A 13,687-nucleotide genomic window follows, 5' to 3' on the forward strand; every position below is an offset into this window, starting at 1 on the left:
CTCAGTCTAGCGGGGTTCCCGTGCGCGGCTGCGGCGCGGCGTCAGCGTGTGGGATCGTCGCCACGGGAGAGGTCGTCCCACGAGTCGACCGCATCCAGCGGTGTGTCGGCCGCCGCGGCGGCGTGCTCGCCCGAGGCGCTGAACCGGCGCCCGGTGCGCCGCCAGCCGTGGGCGGTGGCGAGCGTCGCCGTGCCGGCGAGCAGCAGCACGACCCACAGCACGACCGCGATCGCCGGCCAGGCGGTCGCCGTGATCGTCGCCACCAGCTGCGACACAGATTCGACACCCGCGATGCCGGTGTGGGTGGTCACGGTCGAGGCGACGGCGCTGACGGGCAGCTGGACAGCGATCGGGACGGTGAGCCACAGCAGGGTGACCGCCGCGGCCACGGTGAGAGCGCCCAGCACATAGCGCAGCACCCTCCCGGCCAGCGACAGCGCGGCGCCCAGCGCCAGCACGGCGAGCGAGAGGGGCGCGAGCACGGGAAGGGCGTCGGCGCCCGGCACGGTCAATGCGTCGCCGCCGGCGGCCAGGGTGACGACGAGCCAGGTCTGGGTGGACGAGATCACGCCGAGCGCCCCGGCGAGCAGCACCGCCAGGATGCAGATCAGCCGGGCGCGCCGGATCATCCCGCCTCCGTCACGGGGTGCAGGTCGGCGGCGTCGAAGCACGTGCGTGTGCCGGTGTGGCAGGCGGGGCCCACCTGATCGACCTGGATGAGCAGCGCGTCGCCGTCGCAGTCCAGCCGCGCGCCGCGCACGTGCTGCACGTGGCCGGACGTGTCGCCCTTGCGCCAGTACTCCTGTCGAGAACGCGACCAGAACGTCACACGCCCAGTGGTCAGCGTGCGGCGCAGGGCCTCGGCATCCATCCACGCGAGCATGAGCACCTCACCGGTGTCGTACTGCTGGATGATGGCGGGCGCGAGTCCGCGATCGTCGAACACGACGCGGTCGATGCGGTTGTCGTCGGTCATCGGACGATCACCCCCTCGGCCGACAGCGCCCGTTTGACGTCGGCGACGCTGAGCTGGCCGGAGTGGAAGACGGATGCCGCGAGCACGGCGTCGGCACCGGCGCGGACCGCCGGCGCGAAGTCATCGACGTCGCCGGCACCGCCGGAGGCGATCACCGGGACGCTCGAGACCTCGCGCATCAGCCCGATGAGCTCGAGATCGAAGCCGGCTTTGGTGCCGTCGGCGTCGATCGAGTTGACGAGCAGCTCCCCCGCGCCGCGCTCGATCGCCTCACGAGCCCATTCCAGCGCGTCGAGCATCGTCTCGGTGCGGCCGCCGTGCGTGGTGACGACGAACCCGGACGGCGTCGCCTGCGCGCGGGTGACGTCGAGCGAGAGCACCAGCACCTGGGCGCCGAAGCGGTCGGCGATCTCGTCGATCAGGGCGGGACGGGCGATGGCCGCCGAGTTGACACCGATCTTGTCGGCGCCGACGGCCAGCAGGCGGGACACGTCGTCGACCGATCGCACACCGCCGCCCACGGTGAGCGGGATGAAGACCTCTTCTGCCGTGCGCCGCACGACGTCGTACATGGTGGCTCGCTCGTCGACGGTCGCCGTCACGTCGAGGAAGGTGATCTCGTCCGCACCCTGGGCGTAGTAGAGCTGCGCCAGTTCCACCGGGTCGCCCATATCGCGCAGGTTCTCGAAGTTCACGCCCTTGACGACCCGACCGTCGGTCACGTCGAGGCAGGGGATGACGCGGCACGAGAGCGACATCACAGCCTCGCGTTGTGGATCGCGGTGACCAGGATCGCACGGGCGCCGAGCGCGTAGAGGTCGTCCATGATGCGGTTGACCGCGGACCGCGGCACCTGCACCCGCACCGCGACCCACTCGGGGTCGCGCAGTGGCGACACCGTCGGCGACTCGATGCCGGGTGCGATCTTCGCAGCCGCATCGACGAGGCGCGCGGGCAGGTCGTAGTCGACCAGCACATAGCGGCGCGCGACCATGACCCCGCGCAGGCGGCGCAGGAGCGTGTCGAACCCCGGCGCCTCGTCCGGGGCGCTCACGACCACGGCCTCGGACTCGAGCAGCACCGGGCCGAAGATCTCCAGGCCGGCCTGGCGCAGCGTCGTGCCCGTTGAGACCACATCGGCGATCGCATCGGCGACACCGAGCTGGATCGCCGACTCGACCGCGCCGTCGAGCGGCACGAGGTCGACGGCGACACCGTGCTCGTCGAGATACGCGTCGACCAGCCCCGGGTAGGCGGTGGCCACGCGCGTGCCGTCGAGGTCGCTCAACGAGGCGAACCGGCCGGGCGGGCCCGCGAACCGGAAGGTGGATGCGCCGAAGCCGAGCGCCTCGACCTCGTGCGCCCCCGGCATCCGCGCGTCCCTGAGCAGGTCGCGGCCGGTGATGCCCACGTGCAGTGCGCCCGAGCCGACGTAGGTGGCGATGTCCTTGGGGCGCAGGTAGAAGAACTCGACGTCGTTGGCCGGGTCGATGACGTGCAGGTCCTTGGGGTCGCGTCTGCCGGTGTACCCGGCCTCGGCGAGCATCTCGGCGGCGGTCTCGGCGAGCGAGCCCTTGTTGGGCACTGCGATTCGCAACATGGGTATGCTTTCTGGTTCGTGTCCGGGTCGTGGGCAGGGCTCACAGATGTCGGTACACGTCCTCCAGGGCGAGTCCTTTCGCGAGCATGAGCACCTGCAGGTGATACAGCAGCTGCGAGATCTCCTCGGCGGCGGCGTCGGTGGACTCGTGCTCGGCGGCCATCCATACCTCGGCGGCCTCTTCGACGATCTTCTTCCCGATCGTGTGCACCCCGGCATCCAGCTGCGCCACGGTGCCCGACCCCGCCGGGCGCTCGACAGCCTTGCGCTGCAGCTCGGCGAACAGCTCGTCGAAAGTCTTCACGCTGCCAGGCTACCGGTGCGCGTGGGCGGCGGCGATCTCGCGCAGGGCCGAGATGGCGGCATCGGGGTCGTCGTTGCCGAACACCGCGGAGCCGGCGACGAAGGTGTCGGCACCGGCTTCGGCGGCCTGGGCGATGGTCGACTCCGAGATGCCGCCGTCGACCTGCAGCCACACCTGTGCGTCGCGGCGTCGTGCCTCTTCGGCGAGCCGGCGCAGCTTGGGCATCGTCTCGGGCATGAAGCCCTGCCCGCCGAACCCCGGCTCCACGGTCATCACGAGGATCTGATCGAACTCGTCGAGCAGCTCGAAGAGTGCGTCGACGGGGGTTGCGGGTTTGACCGCCACCCCCGCGCGGGCGCCGATGTCGCGCAGGCGCCGGGCGAGGGAGAGCGGCTCGCGCGCGGCCTCCAGATGGAACGTGACGGATGCCGCGCCCAGCTCGGCGTACCCGGGCGCCCACCGGTCGGGGTCGTCGATCATGAGGTGCACGTCCAGCGGCACGGGACTGGTCGCCTGGATGCGTTCGACCATCTGCGGTCCGAAGGTCAGGTTGGGCACGAAGTGGTTGTCCATGACGTCCACGTGCACGAAGTCGGCGGCGGCGATGCGTGCCAGCTCGGCCTGCATGTTGACGAAGTCGGCGGCGAGGATGCTCGGATTGATGCGGGGCACGGAACTCATTCTGCCGGGTCGACGCGTCGCAGCAGCGAGATCGACATGGCGTCGGTGCCGTGACGGTGCGGCCACAGCTGGGCACGCCCCGAGCCGTCGGCCGGGGCGGGCAGGTCGAGTGGATGCTGCGCAAGGCCCTGCAGCACGCTCCGCGCGTCGAGCTCCTCGATGCCGCTCCCCCAACGGCGACGGGCGTCGGCGACGATCGCGGCGGTCTCTGCGAGGTGCGGCGAGCAGGTGACGTACGCGACGACACCGCCCGGCGCCAGCGCCCCGATCGCGGCGTCGAGCAGCTGCGCCTGGAGCGTGGCCAGCTCGGGGATGTCGGACGGCTGCTTGCGCCAGCGGGCCTCGGGCCTGCGGCGCAGGGCGCCGAGGCCCGTGCAGGGTGCGTCCACCAGGATGCGGTCGTACCCGCCCGGGCCGTTCGCGGTGCGCGTACGCCCGTCCTCTTCGGACACGGGCACCTCCAGGGGCACGCTGGCGATCGAGTCGCGCACGAGCGCGGCGCGCGCCGGCACCGGCTCGTTCGCCTCCAGCGCGGCACCGCCGGCGAGGGCCTCGGCGGCGAGCACGGCGGTCTTTCCTCCGGGGCCGGCGCACAGGTCGAGCCACCGCTCCCCCGGGCGCACCGGCGCGAACCGGGTGAGCGCGAGTGCGGCCAGCTGCGACCCCTCGTCCTGCACGCGGACGGCACCGCCCGACGCGGCGATCACCTGTTCGGGGTATCCCCCGCCGAGACGGAAGCCGAGGGGCGAGAAGGCGGTGGGCGCGGCATCCACGGGGTGTGTGCCGAGCACGGGCAGCGCTGCGAAGGTCACGGCAGGAGCACGGTTGTCGGCTTCCAGAAGTGCGTCCAGCTCGTCGCCCCGGCCCTCGGCGGCCAGGGCGCGTCGGAGAGCGCGCAGCACCCAGACGGGGTGCGCGTGCCGGAGCCCGAGCCGCTCGTCGTCCGACCGGGCGCGCTCATCGAGCAGCGACATCCACTCTCCTGGAGTGTCGCGCGCGATACGGCGCAGCACCGCGTTGGCGAACCCCGTCGCGCCGCGGCCGGCGTGCAGACGCACCAGCTCGACGGACTCGTTGACCGCGGCGTGGGATGCCACGCGGGTGGAGAGGATCTGATGCGCTCCGAGCCGCAGTGCGTCGAGCACCGCCGGGTCGATGCGCGCCGGATCGCGGTCGGCGGCCACGGCGATCACGGCATCGTAGGTGCCCTGGCGGCGCAGAGTGCCGTACGCGAGCTCGGTGGCGAGGGCCGCGTCGGCCTCGCCGAGGCCGGCACGACCGATGCTGCGCGGCAGCAGCAGGTTGGCGTACGCGTCGGAGTCGTGCACGGCGCGCAGCGTCTCGTACGCCACGCGGCGGGCCGGCTGCACGCCCCTCACGTGCCCACCCGCACGATGTCGGCGCGCAGGCCGCGGCGCCAGTCGGCGGCGGCCATCGCCCCCTTGCCCGCCGGCTGCACCGTCTCGAGTACGAGTGGAGTCGTTCCGGTGCCGACGAGCACGTCGCGGCCGACCGAGACGAGCTCGCCGGGCGCAAGCGCCGGGCCGTCCCTCTCGGCGTGTCGGGCGCGCAGCACCTTGACGCGCGCACCGTCGAGGGTGGTGAACGCCCCCGGCTCCGGGGTCACCCCGCGCAGCCTCGCCAGCACGGCATCCGCGGGGCCGGTCCAGCGCAGCCGTGCATCGTCGAGCGTCAGTTTGGGGGCGTAGGTCGGCTCACCGGACTGCGGGTGCGCGCGTGCGCGGCCGGACGCGATGTCGGCGACGACCCCGCTCAGCTGGCGTGCACCCGATCCGGCGAGCTCCTCGAGCAGCGTCCCGGCCGTCGCCTCCGGCGGGATGTCGTGCGCCGACTGCGCGAACACCGCACCGGCGTCGAGGCCGGCGACGAGCTGGAACACGGCGGTTCCCGTCTGCCGGTCACCGGCGATGATCGCCCGCTGCACCGGTGCCGCGCCGCGCCAGCGGGGCAGCAGCGAGAAGTGCAGGTTGATCCAGCCGTGCGCGGGAGTTGACAGCAGCGGCTCACGGACGAGACCGCCGTAGGCGACGATGACGCCGAGGTCGGGAGCCGTCTGCATGATCGCTGCAGTCGCCGCATCGTCGAGCCGTGCCGCCTTCAGCACGGGCAGGCCGAGTTCTTCTGCCGCCCGACCGACCGGCGACGGGGTCAGCACCCGCTTTCGCCCGAGCGGCGCATCGGGGCGCGTCACCACGAGCGCGATGTCGTGCCCCTCCTGCGCGAGCAGGCGCAGGGAGGGAACCGCCGCGTCGGGTGTTCCGGCGAACACGAGTCTCACGGCGATCACCTCACAGTTCTGGATCGGGAAGGTCGACCCGCACTCTGAGTGTATTGCGCACGTGCGCGGTGGCCCCCTTGCGCCGACGGGTGCGCAGGGCCTCGGCGACGACCGCGGCGCGGAGCGTCTCGGTGACGACGCGTCCGTCGGCGTACCCGAACCGCACGAGCGCGCGCACGGTGGCCGGGTCGTCGTCCAGGCGCACGGGACCGAGGATCGCGGTGGGCTCGAGGCCGGGCACCGCGGCACGCAGCTCGTCGAGCGTGCGGTCGACGGATGCGGGCGTCCCGGTGACCGACGCGACCCGCACGGTGGGCGGCATCAGCAGTGGCGCGCGGGCCGCCAGCTCGGACCGCGCGTAGGCGGCGTGCGTCCAGATCGCGAGAGCGCGCGCGACGGGGCCGGTCACGCCGACGAGATGGACGGGCGATCCGGATGCCGCCAGGGCGGCCGCGTTCGACCACCACCGCAGACACGACTCGCCGATGCGCAAGGCGTCGGCCAGCAGCATCCGCTCGCCGTCCAGCAGGATCACGGCGCGGTACCCGCCGTCGGCGATGGGCTCCGCGCCGCGCGTCGCGATCACCAGGGCGGGTTCGGCGCCGACGCGCTGCACGGGGTGATCGCCGTCGGCGATGATGACCCGGGTGCCGGGGAACGCCCTGCCCAGCTCGTCGGCGGTGCGTTCGCTGCCGGCGGATGCGAAGCGCACCTGTGTCGCCGCGCACGGGGTGCACGTCCAGGCGTGTGCGGTGCGGCCGCACCATGTGCACACCGGGTCGGTGCGTGCGGCCCGCGCGTGGAGCGGGCCGCTGCAGTGTGCGCAGCGTGCGGGTGTGCGGCACTGCGCGCACACGAGCACCGGGGCGTATCCGGGCCGGGCGACCTGCACGAGCACGGGCCCGTGCTGGAGGGCTTCACGTGCGGCGCGGAACGCTGCCGACGGCACCCGCTCCCCGGGGCGCACCGACTGCTCCGCACCGAGGACGACGCGCGGGGTCGTCCGGCGTGCGGCGGGCAGGTCGCGCACCCAACCGAGGCCGACGAGCCGCTCCACGTCGGTGGTGCGGGTGTGCCCGGCGAACAGCAGCGCCCCGCCGTGCAGCTCCTGACGCACCAGCGCCGCGTCTCGCGCGTGCACGTACGGCGACAGCGGCTCGTCGAGCAGCGGATCGCCGTCGTCCCACACCGCCACGAGCCCGGGGTCGCGCACCGGGGCGTACACCGCCGATCGTTTGCCGACGACGATGCACGGGGCATCGGCGAGCGTGCGCAGAAAGCCGCGGTACCGCTCGGGGTTCGGCTTGGTCGCGTCGTCGATGACGAGCCCGCCCTCGGGCACGCGACCGGCCAGCGCCGCTTCGAGCTGTGCCTGGTCCCGGTAGTCGGGCACCACGAGCACTGCGCTGCGGCCCTGCGCCAATGTGTGCACGGCCGCCGCGGCCAACAGCAGTGCCCAGGCGCCCAGCGTGGGTCCGGGTGCGAGGTCCACCGGGTGCGGGGGTGCGTCCAGCGCCACCCGCTCACCGGCATCGAGCGACTCGCGCAGCCCGGGGAACGCGGAAAGCTGGGAGCGTGCCCAGTCCTGTGCCGCGGGCCCGACGACCGGCACCTCGGGTGCGGGCGCCGACGCCCATGCCTTCTCGACGCGCACCTGGCGCTTGGGCACGACGAGTCGCAGGATGTCGCAGGCCGACCCGGCGGCGCGGTCCGCGACCCGGCGAGCCAGCGCAGCCAGCCGGGCCGGCAGCACGGGGATGTCGGAGACGACCGTGTCGATGTTCGACAGCGGGCGTGTCTGGTCGGTCTTGCCGAGCTCGACAATGAAGCCGTCGACGAGCCGTCCGGCGCTGCGCAGCGGCACCCGCACGCGCACGCCCGCGCGTGCGCGCTCGGCCAGCTCGTCGGGGATCCCGTAGTCGAACAGGCGGTCGAGCTGCGGCAGCGGCGAGTCGAGGAGCACCCGCGCGACCGGGCGCGTCACGTCAGACCCCGGCCGCGGCGCGCAGGTCGGGCACGTGGTCCGTGCGCTCCCAGGTGAAGCCCGGCAGCTCCCGGCCGAAGTGGCCGTAGGTGGCCGTCTGCGCGTAGATCGGCCGCAGCAGGTCGAGCTGCTCGATGATCGCCTTGGGTCGTAGGTCGAAGACGTCGAGGATCGCCGCGCGGATGACGTCGTCGCTGACGTGGCCGGTGCCGAACGACTCGACGTACAGCCCCACCGGCTTCGCCTTGCCGATCGCGTAGGCGACCTGCACCTCGAGGCGATCGGCCAGGCCCGCGGCGACCGCGTTCTTGGCGACCCAGCGCATCGCGTAGGCGCCGGAACGGTCGACCTTCGACGGATCTTTGCCGCTGAAGGCTCCGCCGCCGTGGCGTGCCGCCCCGCCGTACGTGTCGATGATGATCTTGCGGCCGGTCAGTCCCGCATCGCCCTTCGGACCGCCGGTGACGAACGGACCGGCGGGATTGATGTAGTAGGCGACATCGCGCAACTCGAGCCCGGTCGACTCGAGGACCGGGTCGATCACCTCGGCCCGCACTGCGGCGCGCAGCGCCTTCTGCGAGATGTCGGCGTGGTGCTGAGTCGACAGCACGACCGATTCGACCGTGACAGGCGTCTGGCCGTCATAGCCGAGGGTGACCTGCGTCTTGCCGTCGGGGCGCAGGAACGGCAGCTCCCCGGAGCGACGCACCTGCGACAGCCGCTCGGCGATGCGATGGGCCGTCCATGCGGCCATCGGCATGAACTGCGGCGTCTCGGTCGTGGCATAGCCGAACATGATGCCCTGATCGCCGGCGCCCTGCTCGTCACGAGGGTCGGTCGAGCCGTCCTCCCGGCGTTCGAACGCCTTGTCGACGCCGGCGGCGATGTCGGAGGACTGGGCACCGATCGACACGCTCACCCCGCACGAGTCGCCGTCGAAGCCGGTGTCGCTCGAGGTGTAGCCGATGCGGTTGACGACCCCGCGGACGATCGCGGGGATCTCGACGTACGCCGAGGTGGACACCTCACCGGCCACATGCACGAGACCGGTCGTGACGAGCGTCTCAACGGCGACCCGCCCGTGCGGGTCGTCGGTGAGGATCGCGTCGAGGATGCTGTCGGAGATCTGGTCGCAGATCTTGTCGGGATGCCCCTCGGTGACCGACTCGGATGTGAACAGGCGCAGCTGACTCATCGGCGAGATGGCTCAGTCGTTGTGGCGCAGACGGAGCTTGTCTTCGTGGATCTCGTGCAGCGCGATCGTGAGCGGCTTGTCCTCCACGGTCGAGTCGACCAGTGGGCCGACGTTGTCGAAGAGGTTGCCCTCGTGCAGGTCGGAGTAGTAGTCGTTGATCTGCCGCGCACGCTTGGACGCGTAGATCACGAGCTGGTACTTCGAGTCGACCTTCTCGAGAAGGCTGTCGATGGGGGGCTCGATGATGCCCTGGTTCGTTCCGGCCATGGGAAGCTCCTTCGCGGCGTGGAGAGTCTGCGGGCGCCTGACGGGCGCGAGGGATCAGTCTACCGTGTGACGGCGACAACCTCCTGTGCGGCCCGGCCGATGTCGTCATTGACGACGCTGTAGTCGAACTCGTGCTGGGCGGCGAGCTCGACCTTCGCCGTAGCCAGGCGACGCGTGCGCTCTTCGGGCCCCTCGGTTCCACGGCCGACGAGGCGGTTGACGAGCTCGTCCCAGCTGGGCGGGAGCAGGAACACCAGCGTCGCGGAGGGGTCGGCGGCGCGCACCTGGCGGGCGCCCTGCAGGTCGATCTCGAGCAGCACGGTGCGGCCCTCGGCCAGTGCCGCCCGGATCGGCGCATGCGGGGTGCCGTACCGGAAGGAGTTGTGCACCGTCGCGTGCTCGAGCAGGTCGCCCGCCGCGATCAGACGGTCGAACTCGGCATCGTCGACGAAGCGATAGTGCACGCCGTCGATCTCACCGGGGCGGGGTGCGCGTGTCGTCGCCGACACCGACAGCACGATGTCGGGATTGTCGGCCGCGATACGCGCGGCGACGGTGCCCTTGCCGACCGCGGTGGGCCCCGCCAGCACCAGCAGCCGACTGCGGCCCGGGCGGGGCAGCGGCTCGGGCATGCGCCGATCCAAAAACGCCCGCAGCGCGCGGCGTTGTCGCGACCCGAGGCCGCCGAGGCGCTTGACCGGTGAGATCCCCAGCTCGGAGAGGATCCGGTCGCGCTTGCCCTCGCCGATCGCCGGAATGCTCGTGAGGAACTCCGTCACCCGCATCGTCCCGGCCGCCGACGCGGTGTCGGCCCATGCGCGACGCAACGCCGCCTGCGGGGTGATGACCCGTGTCGCGATGTCACGTTTCACGCTCGCGCGCGCACGGCGCGCGGCGATCGCCTTGCGTGACGCGTCGACGCGATCGACCTCGGGAGGATGGGTGGAATCAGCCACGGATGCTCCTGTACTCCGCTGCGCGATCGGCGATGGCCCCGGCGAGACGCTCGGGACCGGAAGAGAGGATGCTGCGACTCTCGCTCGCGATGACGTTGCGTGCGACGGATCCGAACACGCCGGGCAGATCGCCCGGCTGCACGCCCTGAGCGCCGAAGCCCGGCGCGAGGATGGGCGCGCCGGCCACGACGTCGTCGGCCAGACCGAGCGCCTCTCGGTCGACGGTCGCGCCGATGACCAGACCGATCGGGCCCAGTCCCCCCGCGAACATCGCCGAGGCGTTGACCCAGCCGACATCGCGCGCGACGCGCTCGGCGACCGTCTGGCCCTCGGTCGCGGCGACGTCGACGGTGTGCGCGGACTGCAGGGCCGTGGCATCGGGGTTGCTGGTCGCCGCGAGCACGAAGACGCCCTTGCCGGTGTGCACCGCGGTCGTCAGCGTGTCGCGGAGCGATTCGGGACCGAGGTACGGGCTCACCGTGACCGCATCCGCCTCGAGCGGAGCGCCCGAGCCGAGCCACGCGTCGGCGTAGCCGGCCATCGTCGATCCGATGTCGCCGCGTTTCGCGTCGGCGATGACCACGAGCCCGGCGGAGCGAGCGGCGGCGAGCACCTCTTCGAGCGCGGCGAACCCTGCCGAGCCCCAGCGCTCGAAGAACGCCACCTGGGGTTTGACGATGCCCACGCGGCCGGCCGCCGCATCGACGACGCGCAGACCGAACTCGCGTGCACCGGTGGCCGTGGCATCCAGCCCCCACTCCTGCAGGAGCGCGACGTGTGGGTCGACGCCGACACAGAGCGGGCCGAAGCGGTCCAGAACCGTCTGCACCTGCGCACCGAACGAGCTCATGCGCGCGCCGCCTGCGGTGCCGGAGCCTGTCGCAGGACGGCGTACTCCTGCAGGCTCGTGACCCGGAAGCCCTCGCGCAGGATGGGCAGGGCGCTGACGGCGGCACCGAGTACGGCCATGGTGGTGAACAGCGACTTGTCGGCAGCCACCGCCGCCGCACGGATCTCGTAGCCGTCCGCGCGGGCGAGTCCGCCCGACGGCGTGTTGATCACCATGTCGATGTCACCGGCATTGATCAGATCGACGATGTTCTTCTCCCCGGTGCGCTGGGTCGCGGAGTATTTGTTCACGAGCTCGACGGCGATCCCGTTGCGGGCGAGGATCTCGGCGGTCCCCTCGGTCGCCACCAGCTCGTAGCCGAGCGCCTGCAGGCGGTGGGCGGGCAGGATCACGGCGCGCTTGTCGTCGTCGGCGACCGAGATGAAGACGCGCCCCTGCAGCGGCATCCCGCCGTACGCGGCCTCCTGGCTCTTCGCGAACGCCGTCGGGAAGTCGCGGTCGATGCCCATGACCTCTCCGGTCGAGCGCATCTCGGGTCCGAGCACGGAGTCGACCATGAGGCCCTCCTTCGTGCGGAACCGCCGGAACGGCAGCACGGCCTCCTTGACGGCGACGGGCGCGTTCAGCGGCACACGGGAGCCGTCGTGCTCGGGAAGCAGCCCCTCGGCCTTCAGCTCGGCGATGCTGGCGCCGGCCATGATGCGGGAGGCCGCCTTGGCGAGCGGGATGCCGAGCGCTTTGGACACGAACGGCACTGTGCGGCTGGCGCGCGGGTTGGCCTCGATGACGTACAGCACGCCCGCCGACACGGCGAATTGCACGTTCAGCAGCCCGCGTACGCCCACGCCCTCCGCGATCGCGCGGGTGGCGTCGCGCACGCGGTCGATCTCGGTGCGCCCCAGAGACATCGGCGGCAGCGCGCAGCTCGAGTCGCCGGAGTGGATGCCGGCCTCCTCGAGGTGCTCCATGACCCCGCCGATGTACAGCTCGTCGCCGTCGTACAGCGCGTCGACGTCGATCTCGATGGCGTCGTCGAGGAAGCGGTCGACCAGCAGCGGCTTGCCGGCCTCGACGATCACCTCGCCGGCGGTGCGCACGAAGTAGTCGCGCAGGCTCGGGGTGTCGTAGACGATCTCCATGCCGCGGCCGCCGAGCACGAAGCTCGGCCGCACCAGCACCGGGTACCCGATCTCCTCGGCGATCGCGACGGCGCCCTCCTCGTCGATCGCGGTGTCGTGGCGGGGTGCGACGAGCCCGGCAGCGGCGAGGATGCCGCTGAACAGCGCCCGTTCTTCGGCGAGGTCGATCGCCGCGGGACTGGTGCCGAGGATGCGATAGCCGGCTGCCTCGATGCCTTTCGCGAGGCCCAGCGGCGTCTGCCCGCCGAGCTGGCACACCACGCCGAGGATCTCGCCGGAGCGCGACTCGGCGTGCAGCACCTCGAGCACGTCCTCGAGCGTCAGCGGCTCGAAGTAGAGCCGATCGCTCGTGTCGTAGTCGGTCGACACGGTCTCGGGGTTGCAGTTCACCATGACCGTCTCGAAGCCCGCCGCCGACAGCGCGAACGACGCGTGCACGCACGAGTAGTCGAACTCGACGCCCTGGCCGATGCGGTTCGGACCCGACCCGATGATGACGACCTTCTGCCGATCGGACGGGGTGACCTCGGTCTCGTGGTCGTAGCTCGAGTAGTGGTACGGCGTGAGCGCGGGGAACTCCCCCGCGCACGTGTCGACCGTCTTGTACACGGGGCGGATGCCGAAGGCGTGACGCACTGAGCGCACCTCGACCTCGGCGATGCCGCGCAGCTGCGCGAGCTGGGCATCCGAGAAGCCGTGCTCCTTCGCGATGCGGATGGTCGCGGCATCCAGTTCGGGTGCCTGCTGCACGAAGGCCGCGACCTCGTTGATGAGCACGATCTGATCGATGAACCACGGGTCGATCTCGGTCGCCTCGAAGACCTCCTCGACCGTGGCGCCGAAGCGCAGCGCCTGCTGCACGTGGATGATGCGGCCATCGGTGGGGGTCTTCGCGAGTTCGAGCAATTCGTCGACCCTGCGCTCCTCCTGCGTCCAGTGGAAGCTCGAGCCCCGCTTCTCAAGCGAGCGCAGCGCCTTCTGCAGGGCTGTCGTGTAGTTGCGCCCGATGGCCATGGCCTCGCCGACCGACTTCATGGTCGTGGTCAGCGTGGTGTCGGCCGCGGGGAACTTCTCGAAGTTGAACCGCGGCACCTTGACGACCACGTAGTCGAGGGTGGGCTCGAAGCTCGCCGGCGTCACCCGGGTGATGTCGTTCGGGATCTCGTCGAGCCGGTACCCGAGGGCGAGCTTGGCGGCGATCTTCGCGATCGGGAAGCCCGTGGCCTTCGAGGCGAGGGCCGACGAGCGCGACACGCGGGGGTTCATCTCGATCACGATGATGCGGCCCGTCTGCGGGTCGACGGCGAACTGGATGTTGCAGCCGCCCGTGTCGACGCCGACCGCCCGGATGATGTCGATGCCGATGTCGCGGAGCTTCTGGTACTCCCTGTCGGTCAGCGTCAGCGCGGGCGCCACCGTGATCGAGTCGCCGGTGT

Annotated in this window: 14 protein-coding genes; all 14 read right to left on the reverse strand. The window is 71.7% G+C overall.

Annotated elements, in window-relative coordinates:
* Nucleotides 1–41 precede the first annotated feature (41 nt).
* On the reverse strand, nucleotides 42–629 hold the full coding sequence (locus ACK5IN_RS08970; protein ID WP_416895847.1) for a Trp biosynthesis-associated membrane protein: 588 nt from the start codon (nucleotides 627–629) through the stop codon (nucleotides 42–44).
* Complete coding sequence (gene hisI / locus ACK5IN_RS08975; protein WP_416895848.1) at nucleotides 626–976, reverse strand: phosphoribosyl-AMP cyclohydrolase; 351 nt, start codon at nucleotides 974–976, stop codon at nucleotides 626–628. The genes ACK5IN_RS08970 and hisI overlap by 4 nt, the downstream gene beginning before the upstream one ends.
* Nucleotides 973–1,734, reverse strand: a complete 762-nt coding sequence (gene hisF, locus ACK5IN_RS08980) for an imidazole glycerol phosphate synthase subunit HisF (protein WP_416895849.1) — start codon at nucleotides 1,732–1,734, stop codon at nucleotides 973–975. Before hisF ends, hisI begins: the two co-directional genes overlap by 4 nt.
* Nucleotides 1,734–2,576: an ATP phosphoribosyltransferase gene (hisG, locus tag ACK5IN_RS08985; RefSeq protein ID WP_416895850.1), complete on the reverse strand. Its 843-nt coding sequence runs from the start codon at nucleotides 2,574–2,576 to the stop codon at nucleotides 1,734–1,736. Before hisG ends, hisF begins: the two co-directional genes overlap by 1 nt.
* Before the next feature lie 40 nt (nucleotides 2,577–2,616).
* Nucleotides 2,617–2,880: a phosphoribosyl-ATP diphosphatase gene (locus ACK5IN_RS08990; RefSeq protein ID WP_416895851.1), complete on the reverse strand. Its 264-nt coding sequence runs from the start codon at nucleotides 2,878–2,880 to the stop codon at nucleotides 2,617–2,619.
* Between the two features lie 9 nt (nucleotides 2,881–2,889).
* On the reverse strand, nucleotides 2,890–3,561 hold the full coding sequence (gene rpe, locus ACK5IN_RS08995) for a ribulose-phosphate 3-epimerase (protein WP_416895852.1): 672 nt from the start codon (nucleotides 3,559–3,561) through the stop codon (nucleotides 2,890–2,892).
* Complete coding sequence (locus tag ACK5IN_RS09000; protein ID WP_416895860.1) at nucleotides 3,558–4,931, reverse strand: RsmB/NOP family class I SAM-dependent RNA methyltransferase; 1,374 nt, start codon at nucleotides 4,929–4,931, stop codon at nucleotides 3,558–3,560. Before ACK5IN_RS09000 ends, rpe begins: the two co-directional genes overlap by 4 nt.
* Before the next feature lie 5 nt (nucleotides 4,932–4,936).
* Nucleotides 4,937–5,860 carry a methionyl-tRNA formyltransferase gene (fmt, locus tag ACK5IN_RS09005; protein WP_416895853.1) on the reverse strand — a complete coding sequence of 308 codons (924 nt, stop codon included), beginning with the start codon at nucleotides 5,858–5,860 and terminating at the stop codon, nucleotides 4,937–4,939.
* A gap of 10 nt (nucleotides 5,861–5,870) precedes the next feature.
* Entirely contained in the window at nucleotides 5,871–7,844 is a 1,974-nt protein-coding gene (locus tag ACK5IN_RS09010; protein ID WP_416895854.1) for a primosomal protein N', read from the reverse strand.
* 1 nt (nucleotide 7,845) lies between these two features.
* A complete protein-coding gene (gene metK, locus ACK5IN_RS09015; protein WP_416895855.1) occupies nucleotides 7,846–9,039 on the reverse strand; it encodes a methionine adenosyltransferase in 1,194 nt (397 codons plus the stop codon).
* Between the two features lie 12 nt (nucleotides 9,040–9,051).
* Complete coding sequence (rpoZ, locus tag ACK5IN_RS09020; protein ID WP_416895856.1) at nucleotides 9,052–9,306, reverse strand: DNA-directed RNA polymerase subunit omega; 255 nt, start codon at nucleotides 9,304–9,306, stop codon at nucleotides 9,052–9,054.
* A 59-nt stretch (nucleotides 9,307–9,365) separates the two neighbouring features.
* On the reverse strand, nucleotides 9,366–10,262 hold the full coding sequence (gmk, locus tag ACK5IN_RS09025) for a guanylate kinase (protein WP_416895857.1): 897 nt from the start codon (nucleotides 10,260–10,262) through the stop codon (nucleotides 9,366–9,368).
* The gene (gene pyrF, locus ACK5IN_RS09030) at nucleotides 10,255–11,112 is read right to left on the reverse strand and encodes an orotidine-5'-phosphate decarboxylase (protein ID WP_416895858.1); all 858 of its coding nucleotides are present in this window, start codon (nucleotides 11,110–11,112) and stop codon (nucleotides 10,255–10,257) included. The genes gmk and pyrF overlap by 8 nt, the downstream gene beginning before the upstream one ends.
* Nucleotides 11,109–13,687, reverse strand: a 2,579-nt coding sequence (carB, locus tag ACK5IN_RS09035) for a carbamoyl-phosphate synthase large subunit (RefSeq protein ID WP_416895859.1), incomplete at its 5' end; no start/stop codon positions are given. The genes carB and pyrF, both read right to left, overlap by 4 nt.

This window comes from Microbacterium sp. (assembly GCF_047971895.1).
In the GTDB taxonomy this organism is placed as follows: domain Bacteria; phylum Actinomycetota; class Actinomycetes; order Actinomycetales; family Microbacteriaceae; genus Microbacterium.

What these genes read in the sequence shown, in the direction of transcription:
- ACK5IN_RS08970 (WP_416895847.1), bottom strand. Translation starts at nt 629, where the DNA reads ATGATCCGGCGCGCCCGGCTGATCTGCATCCTGGCGGTGCTGCTCGCC.
- hisI (WP_416895848.1), bottom strand. Translation starts at nt 976, where the DNA reads ATGACCGACGACAACCGCATCGACCGCGTCGTGTTCGACGATCGCGGA.
- hisF (WP_416895849.1), bottom strand. Translation starts at nt 1,734, where the DNA reads ATGTCGCTCTCGTGCCGCGTCATCCCCTGCCTCGACGTGACCGACGGT.
- hisG (WP_416895850.1), bottom strand. Translation starts at nt 2,576, where the DNA reads ATGTTGCGAATCGCAGTGCCCAACAAGGGCTCGCTCGCCGAGACCGCC.
- rpe (WP_416895852.1), bottom strand. Translation starts at nt 3,561, where the DNA reads ATGAGTTCCGTGCCCCGCATCAATCCGAGCATCCTCGCCGCCGACTTC.
- metK (WP_416895855.1), bottom strand. Translation starts at nt 9,039, where the DNA reads ATGAGTCAGCTGCGCCTGTTCACATCCGAGTCGGTCACCGAGGGGCAT.
- rpoZ (WP_416895856.1), bottom strand. Translation starts at nt 9,306, where the DNA reads ATGGCCGGAACGAACCAGGGCATCATCGAGCCCCCCATCGACAGCCTT.
- pyrF (WP_416895858.1), bottom strand. Translation starts at nt 11,112, where the DNA reads ATGAGCTCGTTCGGTGCGCAGGTGCAGACGGTTCTGGACCGCTTCGGC.